16 protein-coding genes are annotated in these 18229 nt (G+C 62.1%); 3 read left to right on the top strand and 13 right to left on the bottom strand.

Annotated elements, in window-relative coordinates; translation table 11 throughout:
- Positions 1-41 precede the first annotated feature (41 nt).
- From MU846_RS09675 to MU846_RS09645, 7 genes are all read right to left on the bottom strand, one after another.
- Positions 42-1322 carry a mechanosensitive ion channel family protein gene (locus MU846_RS09675; RefSeq protein WP_246952138.1) on the bottom strand — a complete coding sequence of 427 codons (1281 nt, stop codon included), beginning with the start codon at positions 1320-1322 and terminating at the stop codon, positions 42-44.
- Between the two features lie 84 nt (positions 1323-1406).
- Complete coding sequence (locus MU846_RS09670) at positions 1407-2153, bottom strand: LuxR family transcriptional regulator (RefSeq protein WP_246952136.1); 747 nt, start codon at positions 2151-2153, stop codon at positions 1407-1409.
- 1010 nt (positions 2154-3163) lie between these two features.
- Positions 3164-5101, bottom strand: a complete 1938-nt coding sequence (acs, locus tag MU846_RS09665; protein WP_246952134.1) for an acetate--CoA ligase — start codon at positions 5099-5101, stop codon at positions 3164-3166.
- Between the two features lie 195 nt (positions 5102-5296).
- The gene (locus MU846_RS09660; RefSeq protein WP_246952132.1) at positions 5297-6163 is read right to left on the bottom strand and encodes an MBL fold metallo-hydrolase; all 867 of its coding nucleotides are present in this window, start codon (positions 6161-6163) and stop codon (positions 5297-5299) included.
- Positions 6160-6312, bottom strand: a complete 153-nt coding sequence (locus MU846_RS09655) for a hypothetical protein (protein ID WP_306799350.1) — start codon at positions 6310-6312, stop codon at positions 6160-6162. The genes MU846_RS09660 and MU846_RS09655 overlap by 4 nt, the downstream gene beginning before the upstream one ends.
- A gap of 12 nt (positions 6313-6324) precedes the next feature.
- On the bottom strand, positions 6325-8082 hold the full coding sequence (locus MU846_RS09650; protein ID WP_246952130.1) for an acyl-CoA dehydrogenase C-terminal domain-containing protein: 1758 nt from the start codon (positions 8080-8082) through the stop codon (positions 6325-6327).
- Between the two features lie 82 nt (positions 8083-8164).
- Positions 8165-9787: an acyl-CoA synthetase gene (locus MU846_RS09645; RefSeq protein ID WP_246952128.1), complete on the bottom strand. Its 1623-nt coding sequence runs from the start codon at positions 9785-9787 to the stop codon at positions 8165-8167.
- 159 nt (positions 9788-9946) lie between these two features.
- Here MU846_RS09645 and MU846_RS09640 point away from each other — a divergent pair, with 159 nt between their 5' ends.
- Complete coding sequence (locus MU846_RS09640) at positions 9947-11401, top strand: sensor histidine kinase (RefSeq protein WP_306799349.1); 1455 nt, start codon at positions 9947-9949, stop codon at positions 11399-11401.
- A gap of 17 nt (positions 11402-11418) precedes the next feature.
- Positions 11419-12111: a response regulator transcription factor gene (locus MU846_RS09635; protein WP_371738826.1), complete on the top strand. Its 693-nt coding sequence runs from the start codon at positions 11419-11421 to the stop codon at positions 12109-12111.
- A 522-nt stretch (positions 12112-12633) separates the two neighbouring features.
- On the opposite strand, the gene panD is transcribed toward MU846_RS09635, so the two are convergent.
- The 6 genes from panD to pcnB all read right to left on the bottom strand — a co-directional run bounded on the left by panD (position 12634) and on the right by pcnB (position 17704).
- On the bottom strand, positions 12634-13014 hold the full coding sequence (gene panD, locus MU846_RS09630; protein WP_246952126.1) for an aspartate 1-decarboxylase: 381 nt from the start codon (positions 13012-13014) through the stop codon (positions 12634-12636).
- Positions 13015-13164: 150 nt separating this feature from the next.
- Positions 13165-14016, bottom strand: a complete 852-nt coding sequence (gene panC / locus MU846_RS09625) for a pantoate--beta-alanine ligase (RefSeq protein ID WP_246952124.1) — start codon at positions 14014-14016, stop codon at positions 13165-13167.
- 63 nt (positions 14017-14079) lie between these two features.
- Positions 14080-14871 (bottom strand): 3-methyl-2-oxobutanoate hydroxymethyltransferase, encoded by a 792-nt coding sequence (gene panB / locus MU846_RS09620; RefSeq protein WP_246952122.1) that lies wholly within the window; start codon positions 14869-14871, stop codon positions 14080-14082.
- Between the two features lie 43 nt (positions 14872-14914).
- Entirely contained in the window at positions 14915-15595 is a 681-nt protein-coding gene (locus MU846_RS09615) for a deoxynucleoside kinase (protein ID WP_246952120.1), read from the bottom strand.
- Positions 15596-15824: 229 nt separating this feature from the next.
- On the bottom strand, positions 15825-16346 hold the full coding sequence (gene folK, locus MU846_RS09610) for a 2-amino-4-hydroxy-6-hydroxymethyldihydropteridine diphosphokinase (RefSeq protein WP_246952118.1): 522 nt from the start codon (positions 16344-16346) through the stop codon (positions 15825-15827).
- Complete coding sequence (pcnB, locus tag MU846_RS09605; protein ID WP_246952116.1) at positions 16343-17704, bottom strand: polynucleotide adenylyltransferase PcnB; 1362 nt, start codon at positions 17702-17704, stop codon at positions 16343-16345. The genes folK and pcnB overlap by 4 nt, the downstream gene beginning before the upstream one ends.
- A gap of 110 nt (positions 17705-17814) precedes the next feature.
- On the opposite strand from pcnB, the gene MU846_RS09600 reads away from it, so the two are divergent.
- Positions 17815-18229: hypothetical protein (locus tag MU846_RS09600; RefSeq protein ID WP_246952114.1), on the top strand; the 415-nt coding region annotated here is incomplete at its 3' end.

Raw genomic sequence — 18229 nt, 5'->3', positions numbered from 1 at the left:
GCGTTTGGTCACGGCCGCTTGGGCAGCCGTGACGAGCGGATTTACTGCGTATCCTGCGGGGCAGCCGCGAGCAGCAGCGGATTGTGCTGGCTGATGTCGTGCAGATCGGCACCGCTGGGCTGCTGGAAGACGCGCAGGCCGAATTCCGGCAGGATCGCCAGCATGTGATCGAAAATATCCGACTGGATACCTTCATACTGCGCCCAGGCGACTGTGTTGGTGAAGCAATACAGTTCCAGCGGCACGCCGGTGGGGCCTGGTTGCAACTGGCGCACGAGCAGGGTCATTTCCTGGTGGATGCCGGGGTGGTTGCGCAGATACTGGTTCATGTAGGCCCGGAATGTGCCGAGGTTGGTAACACGGCGGCTGTTGATCGGGTCTTTGCCCTGTTCGATCAGTGAGCTGTTCCATTCTGCCAGCTCGGCGGCTTTTTCATCCAGATAGTTGTCCAGCACGGCAAAGCGGTGCAGATGGGCGATTTCCTCATCGGAGAGAAAACGCACACTGGTTTGATCCAGGTACAGCGAGCGCTTGATGCGGCGGCCACCGGACTGGCTCATGCCGCGCCAGTTCTTGAATGATTCGCTGACCAGCTTGCGGGTCGGGAAGGTGGTCAGCGTTTTGTCCCAGTTGCTCACTGTAACGGTGTGCAGGGCAATGTCGACCACGTCGCCATCGGCATTCACCTGCGGCATTTCGATCCAGTCGCCGACGCGCACGGAGCCGTTCGAGCTGATCTGCACGCTGGCGACCAGCGATAAAATAGTGTCCTGAAATACCAGCATCAGGACCGCTGCCATGGCGCCCAGGCCGGACAGCAGGATCAGTGGGTTCTGGTCCACCAGCGTGGCGATGGTCAGCAGCGCGGCGATGATGTACAGCACCAGCTTCAGCACTTGCAGATAACCCTTGATGGGTTTGTTCGGCGCATCGGGGCGTCGCTGATAGACCAGATTGGCATAATCCAGCAGATGACCTGCCGCAACAGCAATGGTGACGATGATAAAAGCACCGCAGACGTTGCGCGTGATGGTGACAATGATTTCCGGTAGCCCTGGCACTGCGCCAATGCCCGCCGCGATCACCAGCGCTGGCGCGATATTGGCAAAGCGCGCGATGGCACGCAGCTGCGGCATGCGCAGCTGTGCACCGCGCTGTTGTTCATCTTTGCTGAGGCGGCGGCTGAAAATCAGCCGGAGAATGGCACGTGCGATCCAGTTGACGAGCCAGGCCAGTAGCAGCAGGCCTGCGATGGCGAGCAGCGTTTCTGCCCACGGGTAAATGGCCAACGTGTCGGTGAAGGACGAATACAGCTCCTGCACAAATCTCTCCTTGGAATAGTGCTCGCGGGGGGAACGCCCTAGGGTAGAGAAGCGGGCGCTGTGGATCAAATGCGCATCGGAGGGTTATGGCGGCGTACGCCGGGGCTCCATCTGCGGTGCCAGCGGGGACGGGCCGCCGAGCTGCCCGGTAAGCAGTGCACGGGTGATCGCTTGCTGGCGGTTACGCGCACCCATTTTGCGGCAGGCATTGGTGATGTGATAAATCGCTGTGCGATCACTGACGCCGAGTGTGGTGCCGATTTCCGCATTGGTCAGGCCGTCGCTGGCAAGTGCCAGGCAAGCACGCTCGCGATCGCTTAACAGCGGTTGCCCGGCGGGCAGAAGCGGCGCCAGACGCAAGGCGCAATCCTGAAGAGTAAATGCCAACAGCACAGCTTTAGGCAGGAAAGCATGTAGCAGCGCCTGGCTTGCTTCGTTCTGCTCGCTACAGGCCAGTGTGAGCCAGGCGGTAGCGCCGCCGTGGCTTCTCAGCGGCAGGGTATAGCCGCTACGCAAGCCATGTTGCTGATGCTGCCGCAGCACCGGCAGCGTGTCCGGGCCGGCGCAACAGGACATTTCCTGCAATTGCTGCCAGGCAATCGGCTGGTGATGGGCGTGTGCGTAGCGCACAGTGGGATCGAGCTTGAACAGTTCATCGGAAAAATATTGCTGAGCCCACGGCAGCGGCAGGTTATGCAGCGCCAACAACTGCATACGCACCAATGACAACGAACGGTCGAGGCCAAAAAAGAAATAACGGATCTGATAATCATGCAGCAGATTGCCCACACCCAGGGAGAGACGCTCCAGGGTCGTCAAGCGCTTCAGCAATTCAATCCGTCGGGTTAGCGGCTCTCGGGGGAACATGCTGCGGGTGCCTCTCGGGTTCGCCGCGTAAACGGGCGTTTGCCGAGAAGGGTAATCTGCGTTGGTGTCAGGCACATGACAGAAAAATGAAAATGGGGTGCGCGGTCGGAGAGCGTTTTTTTTAGCCCCTCTCCCCTTGTGGGAGAGGGGTTGGGGAGAGGGGGAGATTATGGCAGGAAATATACACTCGGCACTTGATCTGGAACGAAACTGACTAACTCTCGAGATTTTTTGGCTGTGGGATTTTTATAAAAATTTCTACTGAAGGTAAGTGAAAGTAGTGAAACATGTAGCAGGTGTCGTGACAGCTGAAATTTCGTCGCCCCCTCTCCCCCAGCCCCTCTCCCGCAAGGGGAGAGGGGGCAAAAAGCTGATTCGCTTGCCCTTCGGGCCAGCCTGCGGCTGTTCTGCGCTTCGCTTGTCCCACGAGGGAGAGGGGCTAAAGAGATCGGTATTTTGGACAACCTCGTAGGTGCTTTCATAGATATCGAAAATGCCTCCACAGAAATCAATGCTGAATCTTTCTTTAGCCCCTCTCCCCTTGTGGGAGAGGGGTTGGGGAGAGGGGGAGATTATGGCAGGAAATATACACTCGGTACTTGATCTGGAACGAAACTGACTAACGCTCGAAATTTTTTGGCTGTGGGATTTTTATAAAAGTATCTACTGAAGGTAAGTGAAAGTAGTGAAACATGTAGCAGGTGTCGTGACAGCTGAAATTTCGTCGCCCCCGCTCCCCCAGCCCCTTATTCGCTTCGCTCACCCTTCGGGCCAGCCTACGGCTGTTCTGCGCTGCGCTTGTCCCACAAGAGACGAGGAGAGTAAGAAGCTCGGTATTTTTGACAACCCCGTAGGTGCTTTCACGGATATCGGGAATGTCTCTACGGAAATCGACGATGAACCTTTTTTTCTTGTATCCAGCCGTCAGAAGAAAAGAGGCCGGTAATGCCGGCCTCTTTCTCTGGTCCCGGGCATCAGCGGTTCAGGCGTTCCTCAATCAGTTGTTCCACCACTGAAGGATCGGCCAGTGTGGAGGTGTCACCCAGGTTGTCCAGCTCGTTGCAGGCAATCTTGCGCAGGATGCGGCGCATGATCTTGCCGGAGCGGGTTTTCGGCAGCGCCGGGGTGAACTGGATCATGTCCGGCTTGGCGATGGCACCAATTTCTTTCCCCACGAAATCACGCAGCTCGGCCGCGAGCGCGTCGCTGGGTTCAAAGCCGGCCATCAGGTCCACATAGGCGTACACGCCCTGGCCCTTGATGTCGTGCGGGTAGCCGACCACGGCGGCTTCCGCCACGGCCTCATGCAGCACCAGTGCGGATTCGATTTCCGCCGTGCCCATCCGGTGCCCGGAAATATTCAGCACATCATCCACACGGCCGGTGATCCAGTAGTAACCATCTTCGTCACGGCGCGCACCGTCGCCAGTGAAATAAACACCTTTGGGCGTGGCGAAGTAGGTTTCCAGCATACGTGCGTGATCGCCATACACGCCACGGATCTGGCTCGGCCAGGAGCTTTTGATGATCAGGTTGCCGGCGGCGGCACCATCAAGCTCTTTATCGTTCGGATCGAGCAAGCCCAGTTGCACACCGAACAGCGGCAGCGTGGCAGAGCCGGGCTTGGTTTCGGTTGCGCCGGGAATCGGAGCGATCAGGATGCTGCCGGTCTCGGTCTGCCACCAGGTATCGACGATCGGGCAGCGGCTGTCGCCGACCACGCGGTGATACCACTCCCAGGCTTCCGGGTTGATCGGTTCGCCCACGGTGCCGAGCAGGCGCAAGCTGCTGCGGTCGGTTTTCGTCACCGCCTCATCACCCAGGCCCATCAGGGCGCGGATAGCGGTCGGCGCAGTATAGAAAATATTGACCTTGTGTTTGTCCACCACATTCCAGAACCGTGACGCATCCGGGTAGGTCGGCACGCCTTCGAACATCAGCGTGGTAGCGCCGTTGGCCAGCGGCCCGTAGACGATATAGCTGTGGCCGGTCACCCAGCCCACATCGGCGGTGCACCAGAAAATATCGCCATCTTGATAATCGAACACGTATTTGTGCGTCAGCGCGGTGCTGAGCAGGTAGCCGCCGGTGGTGTGCAGTACGCCTTTGGGTTTGCCGGTGGAGCCGGAGGTGTACAGGATGAACAGCGGATCTTCCGCGCCCATCGGCTCCGGCGGGCAATCGGCGCTCGCTGTGGCAACGGCTTCGTGATACCACAGGTCGCGCTTGTCGTCCCAGGCCACATCCGCGCCGGTGCGGCGCACCACTACGCATGTATGCACGCTGTCGCAACCGGCCAGCGCTTTGTCGGCATTGGTTTTCAGCGGCACGTTACGGCCACCGCGCACGCCTTCATCGGCAGTAATGACAGCGCTGGCTTCGGCGTTGAGAATGCGGTCTTTCAGTGCTTCCGGGGAAAATCCACCGAACACCACCGAGTGCGCCGCGCCGATCCGTGCGCAGGCCAGCATGGCGTAGGCGGCCTCGGGAATCATCGGCATGTAAATGCAGACGCGGTCGCCTTTTTTGACGCCGCGCTGTTTCAGCACGTTGGCAAGTTTGGAAACCTGTTCGTGCAATTCGGCATAGGTGATATGCCGGCTGTCATCCGGCTCGTCACCTTCCCAGATGATAGCCGTCTGATCGGCGCGCTCTGGCAGGTGGCGATCAATGCAGTTGTAGCTGGCGTTGAGTTCGCCGCCGACAAACCAGGCAGCGGTGCCTTGGGCAAAATCGCCGTCGCGCACCTTGTCCCAGGGCTTCGACCAGTGCAGGAATTCTTGTGCTCGGGCGGCCCAGAATGTGTCCGGGTCTTCGATTGAGGCACGATACCACTCTTGGTACAGCGCTTTATCCATCAGCGCGCGCTGACGAAATGATTCCGGCACCGGATAGCGTTTCTCATCCGACATCTATGGCCTCCTAGGGTTTGTTCTTATGTCGTCGTGATAGGCCGTGATAATGGCGGCCGCAGTTATATTCCAGCGCAACACTATCGCGAATCAATGACGAGGCGTAAAGGCCGCGGTGGTCGTTGTCATTGCACCCTCCGTCTCGGCACAGTGAGTGAACAGCGCGACACTGACTTGGCGCTGGCCGGAAAAGGCTCAGTGTGCGAGCTGTTCCAGCGCCGTCGTGGTATCGGCAAGGTGATACCGGCCCCGCGTGTCACGGGCGATACGGCCGCACGCGATCTCGGGATCATGCGTGAAAACCAGCCGCCCCTGTTGCGGCAGCAGCGCCTCCAGCAAGGCTGTTTTTTCGTCGATGACAGCTTCGGGGAAACGGTCGTAGCCCATGGTGATCGGCGCGTGCACCCAGGCTGCGCCCGGCACCAGATCGCCGCCGAACACCACCGGGCCGCCCGGCATGTCGATTTGCGGCAGCAACTGGCCCGGTGTGTGCCCGTCACTCCAGTGAAAATGCCAGCCTGCGCCCAACGGGCAGTCGCCATCTGCCACCAGCGCCAGCCGGCCGCTGGCCTCAAGCAGCGCCAGCAGTTCGGGAATATACGAGGCGCGATCACGGGGGTGCGGTGCGCAGGCGCGCTGCCATTGGCGCCGGCCGGTGATATAGCGCGCATTGGGAAACAGCAGGCGCGCAGGGGTATCTGGCTGCCAGGCGGCGAGCAGGCCGCCGGCGTGGTCAAAGTGCAGGTGGGTGAGCAGCACGATATCAATATCGGCGTCACTCAGCCCGGCGCCGGCGAGGCTGTCGAGCAGCACATGGTGCGATTCCTGCACACCGAAACGCTGCTTCAGTTCGGGTGAAAAAAATGCACCGATGCCGGTTTCGATCAGGATATTGCGGCCCGGCTCGCGCACCAGAAGTGCGCGGCAACCCAGTGCAATGCGATGCTCTTCATCGGGGGGCAGCCAGCGCTGCCAGAGCGCTCTGGGTGCATTGCCGAACATGGCGCCGCCATCAAGCCGTTGGCTGTTGCCGAGCAGCGTGGTGAGCGTGCGAGCCGTCATGGCCGCTCGACGACCAGCGCCACGCTCTGGCCGTCGCCGATGCACGGTGTGGCCAGGCCGCGCCGGGCATCGCGCTGCGGCCTTTCTGGCAACAGCGCGATGATCGGCACGCGGTAGCCGGAGGCGTCAATGAGGACAACATCTTGCATGGTCTGCTCCACTCAGAATTGCTCGGCGGGCAAGGCGGTCAGCGATGTGCTGCCGCTGCGCAAGGTCGCTTCCAGGCTCAGGATGCGCGGCAACAGGCGCTGGAAATAGAACGCAGCGGTGTCTTGCTTTGCGGCCCGGAATGCCGGGTCGCCCTGCTTGGCATCGGCGGCGGCAACATCCATGCGCGCCCACAGCCAGGCGTAGGCAACGTAGCCGAGCAGATGCAGGTATTCCACCGCACTGGCGTTCACCAGCGCCGGGTCAGTAGCTGCTTGCTCGATCAGCCATTGGCTGGTCTGCTGTAGCCGATCCAGAGCCTCTTTCAGGGGGGCGCGGAAGCGCGGGCAGCTCTCAGCATCGGTGCGCATCAGGTTGATGAAATCCATCAGCGCCGCGCCGTTATCGGCCACGACTTTACGGCCCAGCAGATCCAGCCCCTGAATACCGTTGGTGCCTTCGTAAATCTGCGCGATGCGCACGTCGCGCACCAGCTGCTCCTGGCCCCATTCGCGAATATAGCCGTGCCCGCCGAGCACTTGCTGGCCGTGCACGCAGCTCTCGAAACCGGTATCGGTGAAGAACGCCTTGGCTACCGGGGTCAGCAGGGCCACCCTGGCAGCGGCGGCAGCGCGTTCTTGTTCATCGTCGCTGAATTTCGCCAGATCCAGTTGCAGGCCAACATAAGTGGCGAAAGCACGGCTGCCTTCGGTGAGGGCTTTCATGGTCAGCAACATGCGGCGCACATCGGCGTGCACGATGATCGGCGCGGGGCCGTCGCTGCTGCCAGCGGCGCGGCCTTGCAGCCGATCGCGGGCGTACTCGCTTGCCACCTGCAACGAGCGTGCAGCGCAGCCGATGCCCTGGATACCGATCGACAACCGTTCGTAATTCATCATTGTGAACATGGCGGCCAGGCCACGGTGGGGTTCGCCCACCAGATAGCCGATGGAGTTCTCGAAATGCATCACGCAGGTGGCCGATGCCTTGATGCCCATCTTGTGCTCGATGGCGCCGCAGATGACGCGGTTGTCTTCGGCGGCCCGGCCCTCGGCATCTGGCAGCCGCTTGGGCACCAGAAACAGGGAAATGCCCTTGGGGCCGGCCGGTGCATCCGGCAGGCGTGCCAGCACCAGATGGATGATGTTGTCGGTGAGATCGTGATCGCCGCCGGTGATGAAGATCTTCGAGCCGGTGATGCGGTAGCGGCCATCGTTATCCGGCTCGGCCCGGGTGCGGATCAGCCCCAGATCGCTGCCGGCGTGGGCTTCTGTCAGACACATGGCGCCGGTCCATTCGCCACTGTAGAGCCTGGGCAGATACTGCCGCCGCAGCGCATCGCTGGCGTGCGTGTCGATCGCCAGGCAGGCGCCGGAGGTGAGTGTGGCATACAGGGCAAAGCTGCTGTTGGCGGCGTACAGCATCTCTTCGCACTGCACCGACAGCATTTTCGGCATGCCCATGCCGCCGTAGTCCGGGTTGCCGGCCAGGCCGATCCAGCCGCCTTCACTGTAGCCGCGATAGGCTTCTCGAAAGCCGGGCGGTGTGGTCACGTCGCCGTCATGCCATTGGGCGCCGATTTCATCGCCTTCGCGGTTGAGCGGCGCGATCAGGCCGCTGGTCACGCGGGCGGCTTCTTCCAGAATGGCATCGGCGGTATCGGCATCGACATGCCCCGCCAGTGCCGGCAGGCGTGCCCAGGTGGCAGGGGCCTGGAACAGATCGTGCAGCAGAAAGCGCATATCGTGCAGGGGGGCTTGGTAATCAGACATGTGTTGGCCTCGATACGAACAAAGCCGGCACCGGGCCGGCTGGTAAGCTGAAAGCGGGCGTGGCTGAGCCATCATGGCGCGGCTAGAGTGCGCGTGCCCAGTCCCGCAGGATAAATTTTTGCAACTTGCCGGTGGACGTTTTCGGCAGGGTCGTGAAAACCACCGTTTTCGGCACCTTGAAGGCGGCCAGATGTTCGCGACAGAACTGCATGATCTCGGCCTCGGTGGTGTGTGCCTGATCGGCCTTGAGCGTGATGAAGGCGCACGGCGTTTCACCCCAGCGTTCGTCCGGCCGGGCAACCACGGCGGCTTCCAGCACGGCGGGATGGCGGTACAGGATATCTTCCACTTCGATGGTGGAAATATTCTCACCGCCGGAAATGATGATGTCCTTGGCACGGTCGCGAATTTCCATGTAGCCGTCTTCGTGCATCACCGCCAGATCGCCGGTGTGGAACCAGCCGCCGGCAAATGCCTCGGCGGTGGCCGCCGGGTTCTTCAGATAGCCCTTCATGACGGTGTTGCCGCGCATCAGGATTTCGCCCAGCGTCTCGCCATCTGCCGGCACCGGCGCAAGGGTTGCCGGGTCGGCCACCATGACGCCTTCCAGCGTGGCATAGCGCACGCCCTGGCGGGATTTGACGCTGGCCTGCTCGGCTGGAGGCAAGCTGTCCCAGCGTTCCTGCCAGGCGCACACGGTGACCGGGCCGTAGACTTCGGTCAGCCCGTAAACGTGGGTGACATGAATGCCCATGGCTTCTACCGAGCGGATAACCTGCGCAGGTGGCGCGGCGCCGGCCACCATCGCCTGCACCGGGTGATCGATGGCGGTCTTGTCGGCCTCGGGCAGATTCACCAGCGCATTGAGCACGATCGGCGCACCGCACAGATGCGTCACCCGCTCGTCGCGAATCAGCGTCAGGATTTTTTGCGGGTCAACGCGCCGCAGGCAGACATGCACGCCAGCCAGTGCGGTGACTGTCCAGGGATAGCACCAGCCGTTGCAGTGGAACATCGGCAGCGTCCAGAGATAGACCGGGTGGTGCCCCATGGCCCAGGTCATCTGGTTGCCCATGGCATTGAGAAAAGCGCCGCGATGGTGATAGACCACGCCTTTGGGATCGCCCGTGGTGCCGGAGGTATAGTTCAGGGAAATCGCCTGCCATTCGTCTGCCGGCCATTGCCAGGCGTAGTCGGGATCACCTTCGGCCAGCACCGCCTCGTAATCCAGCGCGCTGTTCGGCTCGCCTTCGCCGTATTCGGGATCGTTCACATCGATGACCAGCGGTGGCTGCTCCAGCGTTGCCAGCGCATCGCGCACTACCTGATGAAATTCGCGGTCGGCGATCAGTACTTTGGCTTCGCCATGGCGCAGCATGAAGGCGATGGTTTCTGCATCCAGGCGCACATTCAGGGTGTTGAGCACGGCCCCCGCCATCGGCACGGCAAAATGCGCCTCCAGCATCGCCGGCGTATTCGGCAGCATCACGGCAACGGTGTCGCCGGCTCCGATACCGCGCCCGGCCAGAGCGGAAGCGAGCTGGCGGCAGCGCCGGTAGGTTTCTGCCCAGGTACGCCGCAGCGCGCCGTGAACCACAGCGGGGTAATCAGGATAAACGCTTGCAGTGCGCTCGATGAAGCTCAGCGGTGTCAGGGGGACGTGGTTGACCGCAGAACGATCAAGCCCCTGCTCGAAAATCGACATTGTGCTAGCCCTGTTGTTGAAATGTTCAGGCAACCGCCGTAAGGAAGGCGGTCCCTATTTATATACATTTTGCCGCAGATATGGAATATCACTGACTCTATATAGTATTTGTACTATATTTATTGGTCTTCGATTCGGGACAGACGACAGCAAAGCCCTATGACCCAGTCCCCACCCGATCCCGCGCCGTTGCCGTGTGCGGCAGCCGACCCGCAGCCGAGCCTGTGGCTGGCAGCCGATGGCCAGCCGCTGATGGCCAATGCGGCCTGCCTGGCCCTGCTTGAAGGCGGCCTGCTCGCCAACGCACCGGCCCTGCTGCCGCCCAATCATGCCCACCTGGCGCGCGCCTGCCTGCACCAGCAGCGGGCGATCGAGGAGGTGGAAGCCTGGTGGGGCACGCGAGGGCTGCTGTGGACGTTCATCCCCGATACCGCGGCTGGTCGCGTGCTGGCGCGCTGCCGGGATGCTACCGAGGCACTGCGCCGGGAACGCGAGGCGGCGCGTGCGCAGCGGCTTTACCGGCTGATCATCGAGAACACCACCGATCTGATCTCACGCCATACGCCGGAGGGCCGGTTTCTGGATGCCTCGCCGGCTTCCTGGCGGTTGCTGGGATACTGGCCGGAGCAATTGCGCGGGCGCTCGCTGGCCGAGCTTCTGCACCCGTCGGAAGTCGCGGCTTTCGGTCAGGCCGAGCTGGAGGCGCTGGAGGATGCCGGTTATCACACCAGCACCTACCGGGTGCGGCACCGTGACGGGCGGTATGTCTGGCTGGAGACATCCAGCCGAGCCATTCGTGAAACCTATACCGGCTCGGTGGTGGAAGTGGTCAGTGTGTCCCGCGATATTTCTTCCCGTATTGCCGCAGAGGCGCAGCAGCGGCAGTTGGAAGAAGAGCTGGCCCACAGCGCACGGCTGGTGACATTGGGGGAGTTTGCCTCCGGCATCGCGCACGAAATCAATCAGCCGCTGGCGGCGATCATGAACTATGCCAGCGCCGGACAGCGTTATTTACAAACCGTCGCGGAAAGCCCGCTGGCGCGCGAGCGGCTGGCGTCAGGCTTGCGCCGCATCAACGAACACGCCAGCCACGCCTCGGCTGTCATCCGCCGCCTGCGTGCGTTCTTGCGCAAGGGGCAGCGGCACATGCGGCCCCTTGCGCTCGATCAGGTGGTGCGCGACACAGTGCAGCTATGTGCCTGGGAAGCGGCCCAGCGGCAAGTGGACATCATTCTGGCGCTGGCGGAGAACCTGCCCGCGCTGGTGGCCGACAAAGTGCTGCTGGAGCAGGTGTTGCTGAATTTGCTGCGCAACGCCATGGAGGCCAACTCAGGGGTGCATCGGGGCCCGTCGCGCGTGTGGGTGTCAGCCGCAGTGGAAGACGACATGCTGGCGCTGGCCGTGACGGACGAAGGGCCGGGTTTGGCCCCGCAAGCGCGGGAGCGAATATTTACGCCGTTTTTTACCAGCAAGGCAGAGGGGCTCGGGCTGGGGTTATCCATGAGCCGCACGATTGTCGAGGGCTTTGGTGGCGAGCTTGAGGCGGTGCCGCAGCAGGGCGGTGGCTTGACTATGCGCTGCCGGTTTCCGCTGCACGCCACCCGCACAGAATAACGATGCAGGAGACAGAGGTGTTTCAACACGATCAATCGGGCCAATTGCCGGCCGGGCAGCAAGTGTATGTGGTGGACGATGATCCCGGCATGCTGGAATCGACAGTGTGGTTGCTGGAATCGGTGGGGTTGTCGGTGCAGCCGTTTACGGATGGCCGTGTTTTTCTGGAGGCGTGCCGACCGGACATGCGCGGCTGTCTGCTGCTGGATGTGCGCATGCCGGGCATGGGCGGGTTGAGCGTGCAGGATGCGCTGCGTGAACGTGGCATCGACCTGCCGATCATTTTTGTCAGCGGCCATGCGGACGTGCCGATGGTGGTGCGGGCGTTTCGTGCGGGAGCCGTGGATTTCATTGAAAAACCGTATAGTGAGCAGCTGCTGCTGGATAGTGTGCAGCATGTATTACGCCACCGGCAGCGCGACGTGTCGCCCCTACTGAAAGCGGTGCACGCACGGCTCGCCGCGCTCACCCAGCGCGAGCAGGACGTGTTGCTGCCGCTGGTACATGGCCACACCAATCGGGAAATTGCCGATCGACTGGGGATCAGTGTGAAAACCGTGGATCTACATCGGGCCAGGGTGATGCGTCGAATGCAGGCCCCGCATTTGCCGGCACTGGTGGGCATGGCCATTGCCGCCGGCCTGGCTGATCCGCTGGCGCTCGGGCTGGCAAAGCGTACTGACGCCGAGGTTGATCCGGCACAACGGTGAGATCGCCGGAGCCGTGTGGCCGCTTATGCGATCGTGCTCGCCGGGCCGGGCAGGTGTTGGGCGCGGGGCGACGATTGCCGCAGAGGGTAGCCATCACGGTGCAGAAAAATTGTCTCGCGCAGGGCAGCCATTGCCTCGCCCGGCCATCGTGTTAACAAGCGAGCTATCGGTGGCACATGATCGTTCGCAGTTGTTTGTCCGCTCGGTGCTCTACTCCTTTGCTTTGCTTTGCTTTGCGATCGGCTCGCCATGGGGGAAGGCAAGATGCTTGAAGATGTTTGTTGCCGCAAGCAATCGAGAAAAGCGTCATTCGATGCATCGTCCTGGTGCTGTGCTGCGGGTATGCGCGGGCGCTCGGCTCTGCCTTCGCACGGCACGAAAAAAACCCTCAAGCTGTTGCAGCTTGAGGGCGCTTTATTGTCGGGCTTTTGGGCTTGCTTGCGGATCGCCTCGTGGCTTTTCCCTGCAACTTTTCTTGCGTCTTCTCGGGCGCTTGCGGTGCCCGTCCGCCGCAATAGAAAATTACGCCACTTGCACCGGGATCGCGTTGCTTGTGCCTTTCACGGCATTACCGTCGGCAAGATAGATCAGGCGCGGTTTGAAATTGATCAGCTCCGCACTGGAGTAATTTGCGTAAGCACAGATGATGATGCGATCACCTGGCTGTGCCTTGTGTGCGGCAGCACCGTTCACGGAGATCATCTTCGAGCCTTCTTCGCCACGAATGGCATAAGTGGTGAAGCGTTCGCCGTTATCGATGTTATAAATCTGGATCTGTTCATATTCCAGAATGCCGGACAGATCGAGGAGCTCGCCATCAATGGCACAAGAGCCTTCGTATTCGAGCTCCGCGTGGGTAACTCGTGCCTGATGCAGCTTGGCTTTCAGCATTGTGCATTGCATAACTTTTCTCACCTCTCTGCGCTGCCCCGGAGGGCCGTTGCAACTGTATGACAGGCTTTCAACCAACCCTGCCAGCAGGTCAACCGGCATTCAGACTGTCAATCAGCCGGGCGCCAGTGCCGAAAATGGCGCGCCAGTATGCCGGAATGCTCAGTCACGTACAATTGCCACTGATATATTGTCTATCAATCGAGTTTTTCCCAGCCTGGCGGCGACCGCGACAACCAGTTTTTCGTTCGCGGGGGTGGCGGGCCTGAGCCGTTCGGCGTCCATGATTTCCAGGTAATCCACCTGAAACCCGTGGGTCTCAAGCGAGGTGGCGAGCTGTGCGGAAAGCCCGGCGAAGTCCGTTTCCCCTGATATGAGGGCATTTCGTGCGGCACACAAGTGCGCGTAAATCTGTGGCGCCACAGCTCGTTCGGCGGCACTGAGGTAGCCGTTGCGGGAGCTCAGAGCCAGCCCGTCGCTTTCCCGTTCGGTGGGCACGCCGATGATGCTCACGCCAAAACACAGATCCCGCACCATGCGCCGGATGATCGCAAGCTGTTGATAATCCTTTTCGCCAAAGCAGGCCACATCGGCCTCGACGATATGGAACAGTTTGCTGACGACGGTGGAAACGCCGCGAAAATGCCCCGGCCGGCTGGCACCGCACAAGTAATCACCCAGCTCGGCCACGTCCACGGTGGTGAGGCCCGGTTCGGGATACATTTCTGCCACCGATGGGGCAAACACCAGATCGTTGCCGGCCGCCGCGAGTTTTGCCTGATCGTCGGCCAGCGTGCGCGGGTAGGCATCGAAATCTTCGTTCGGGCCGAACTGGGTCGGATTGACAAAAATACTGGTGACGACTTTATCCGCATGCTCGCGTGCGGTGGTGACCAGCCGGATATGGCCGGCGTGCAGATTGCCCATGGTGGGCACAAAGGCGACACGCAGGCCAGCGGCTTTCCAGGCACGCACCTGGGCGCGCACTTCATCAATACGATGCAGGGTTTGCATACAGGCTCCGGAAGAGAGCAGCAGCTGCGCCCTGGCAGTGATGCCGGGCGCAGCTGCTGTGGTTCAGAAACAGTGTTCGGCGGCAGGGAATGAGCCGTCTTTGACGGCGCTATCATAAGCCTTGATGGCGGCGGCGATATCGCCGTTGGCGGCAGCCATGAAGTTTTTCACGAAACGCGCCGTCTTGCCGGCAGTAATGCCCAGCACATCCTGAATCACCAGCACCTGGCCATCGCATTCCGGCGCAGCGCCGATGCCGATCACCGGGATGCCCACGGCAGCGGTCAGTTGCTTGCTGACTTCGCGGGGCACGCATTCCAGCAGCAGCATGTCGGCGCCGGCGGCTTCCAGCGCTTGCGCATCGGCAATCATCTGATCGGCCTGGCTTTGCTCGCGGCCCTGCACCCGGTAGCCGCCGAATGCATTTACCGATTGTGGTGTCAGGCCCATGTGCACGCACGTGGGCACGCCGTTGCGCTTGAGCACCTGAACGGTGTCTGCCAGCCAGCCAGCGCCTTCGATCTTGACCACGTTGGCGCCGGCCTGCATCAGTTTCAGCGAGCAATCCAGCGCCCGATCCAGCGTTGCTGCTGCCAGAAACGGCACGTCAGCGATGATCAGCGCGCCCTGGTTGCCGCGTGCCACGCAGGCGGTGTGGTAAACGATGTCGTCCACGGTCACCGGCAGGGTGCTGTCGTGGCCCTGCACCACCATGCCGAGCGAATCGCCGACCAGAATGGCGTCGACGCCTGCGCTGCTGATCTGATGCGCGAAGGTGGCATCGTAGGCGGTGAGGACGGAAAACTTGCGGCCTTCGTTCTTGCATTGCTGAAGGGTGCGGACGGTTACGCTCATAGCAGGTACCCGGGTCGAAGATGGTATGGGCGGCTGGCGGCTATCAGCCTGCCAGCGGCCGGGGGTTAAAGTAGTGCCGGCCCCGGCGGATGTCCAGCAGGTAGCTCAGCAGCTGCTGGTAGTCGTCATCGTTGCTGGCGAAATCGATATCGGCCGCGTTGACGATCAACAGCGGTGCCTGGTCGTAAAAGTGGAAGAAGCGGGCATAGGCGCTGTTGAGCTGATCCAGATACTCGGCGCTGATGGCGCGTTCATGCGCCAGGCCGCGCTTGCCGATACGTTGCAGCAGCACGCTGGTGGGCGCCTGGAGATAGATCACCAGATCAGGCTGTGGTGCGTCGATGATGAGGTGCTGATGCACGTTCTGATACAGCTGGAACTCGTCTTCATCCAGTGTCACTTCGGCAAACAGGGCGTTCTTGTCGATCAGGAAATCGCTGACCCGCACCGGCTCGAACAGGCTGTTCTGTTTCAGATCGCGCAGTTGCTCGGTGCGTTGAAATAAAAAGAACAGCTCGGTTTGCAGGGCATAGCGGCGCGGGTCGCGGTAAAAGCGCTCCAGAAAGGGGTTGGCCTCGGCCTGCTCCAGCAGTGTTTCATAGTTGAAGGTGGCCGCCAGACGCCGTGCTAGCGTGGTCTTGCCCACACCGATCGGGCCTTCCACGGCGACAAAACGGGGTAGCTCGCCGCTGTCGCGCAGGGCTTGCAGTCGTTCTGTGGGCATCGTTTTCTCCCCCGATAAGGCGTGATTCATGCGGCTGGTCGCCGGTATGCGTTACGGGTTGCCTGGGCATCGTCGGTGCAGGGCAGCGGCTAGTGCCTGAGTGCGGCTCCGCGTGGGTGCGCCTCTACGCAAGCGCCTGAGCTGGCCGGCTGAAGCGGGTGGCAGGCGCCCGGTGGGCTGTGCATTGCCCGGCTTCGCCGGTCTGCCTACAGGCTGTTGTTACATCCGGTCATCCGCGGCCACCCCCGGGGCTATCGCGACCATCCACGCGGCCATCATAGTACCAGACATCATCCCGATTGCATTGCGCCAGCCAGTGGGTGATTGGCTGGCCGTCAGGCAGGCGCAGATCGGGGGCCAGAGCGGCCAGCGGCACCAGCACGAAGGCTCGTTCATGCAGGTGCGGGTGTGGGACGGTCAGGCGCGGCGTGGCGATGTGCTGGTCGCCGTACAGCAGCAGATCAAGATCCAGCGTGCGTTCGCCCCAGGGACGCAGGCGCTCCCTGCCGGCGGCTTGCTCCAGCGCCTGCAGCGCATCCAGCAACGCCAGCGGGGGCAGCGAGGTATCCAGTGCGGCCACGGCATTGATGAAATCCGGCTGATCCTGCGGGCCCACGGGCGCGCTGCGGTAAAGCGGTGATTGCCCGGCAAGGCGGCTGTGTGGCAGGGCTGTCAGGGCGCGCAAGGCAGCGCGCACCTGAGCTACGGGATCGGCCAGGTTGCTGCCAAGCCCGATATAGGCGCGGATCATTCGCCGTCGCCGGCCTGATTGCCGGCCCCGCCACGGCGGCGCCGGCGGCGGCGTTTGCGCGGCGCGCCCGGCTCGCTGTCGCGGCGGCTGAGGGAGGCCAGCAGTGTATCGCGATCCACCGGGTGGGCTTCCTGATAGCGCGTCCACCACTCGCCAAGGCCCGGCTTGATTTCGCCGGCTTCCTCGCGCAGCAACAGGAAATCGTAGGCGGCCCGGAACCGGGGGTGCTGCATCAGCTGCTCGGCACGATTGCCGGCGCGGCGCGGCAGGCGCAATTGCAGATCCCACATTTCCCGCACCACGGTGGAGAAACGGCGCGGAATAGCAATCACGGATACCTGCTCGGCCATGATCTGCCCCGCGGCCTTGTTCATGGCCTGCATGGGCGGCATGCCATGATCCAGGTAAAACGCCAGCCGCCGGCGCAGCACGGGCCACAGCAGCACGGCGAACAGAAACGCCGGGGTGACAGGCTTGTCCTGCGCCAGTCGCTGGTCAGTGTTGCGCATGGCGGCGTGGATCAGTTTCAGGTCGCTGGCGCCGTCTTCGTCGGCCAGGGCTTCGGCGGTGGTGGGAAACAGCGCATCAAACAGGCCGTAGCGTTGCAGGATGGCGAAGGTGCGCTGGCCGTGGCCGCTGAGAAACAGTTTGAGCACTTCTTCGAACAGCCGGGCCGGTGGCACCTGTTGCAACAGTGGAGCAAGCCGGGACAGCGGCGCTTCGGTGTCGGGGTCGATGTCGAAATCCAGCTTGGCGGCAAACCGCACCGCACGGATCATGCGCACCGGGTCTTCGTAGTAGCGCTGTTCGGGGTCGCCGATCAGGCGCAGGGTGCGTTGCTCGATATCGTGCAGGCTGTCGGCAAAGTCGTGCAGGCTGAAATCGGCAATATCGTAGTAGAGCGCATTGCAGGTGAAATCGCGGCGCAGCGCGTCTTCCTCGATGGTGCCGTAAACGTTGTCGCGCAAGATCTGGCCGTTGGCGCTGCGGCGGCTGAGGTGGTCGTCGTGGTCATCATCGCCGGCCAGGGCGCGGAACGTGGCCACCTCGATCACATCGCCCTTGAAGCGCACATGCACCAGCCGAAAACGGCGGCCGATAATGCGGGCGCCCCGGAATACGCGCTCAATCTGCTCCGGTGTGGCATTGGTGACGACATCGAAATCCTTCGGCTTGATGCCGGTCAGCAGATCACGCAGGCAGCCGCCGACCAGGTAGGCGTCGTAACCGGCATCCTTGAGGCCATACAGCACATGCAGGGCGGCACGGCTGAAATCCTTGCGTGAGATATTGTGCTGGTCGCGGGGAATGATGCGACGTTGGACTGCGGTGCTGCTCCCTCGCCGGAATGGCCGCATCAGGGATTGGCAGAAGCGTCGCAGAGGCTCAGGGAGCTGAGGCGGCATCGGCAATAGAAACTCGATTTATCAATGAACGAAGCCCGGCATCTTAGCGCAGGCGGGCGCCTGTGCCCACTTTCGCCGATGAAACCCGTGCCGGGCGGAGCAGGTCCGCTGGCGTGGTCGGTGCGGGCAGCCACCGCCAGCTGGCCGGCGGCAAGGCTGGCGGGGTACTGCCTGAGGCCTGCGGCGGGTGGGCTGGCGATGTTGTGGTATCTGGCGACAGTGCCGGAAGCGCTCCAGAGAGCCGCAGCACGGTCACCGTGCCGGCCGCAACGCCGGGCGCGCCTGTGAGGCCGCGTGTGTTGTGCGCCCGTGGTGCGGTGAAGGTTTATCCGACCTGGCTGTTGCGCGACAGGCGCAGCGCGGAGCAGACGGAGCAGACGGAGCAGACGGAGCAGACGGAGCAGACAGGGCAGACAGGGCAGACAGGGCAGACAGGGCAGACAGGGCAGACAGGGCAGACAGGGCAGACAGGGCAGA

It is taken from the genome of Alcanivorax quisquiliarum (genome assembly GCF_023051175.1).
GTDB lineage: Bacteria > Pseudomonadota > Gammaproteobacteria > Pseudomonadales > Alcanivoracaceae > Isoalcanivorax > Isoalcanivorax quisquiliarum.
The sequence above is the reverse complement of the archived record's forward strand: the minus strand, read 5'-3'. Positions and strand labels throughout refer to the sequence as shown.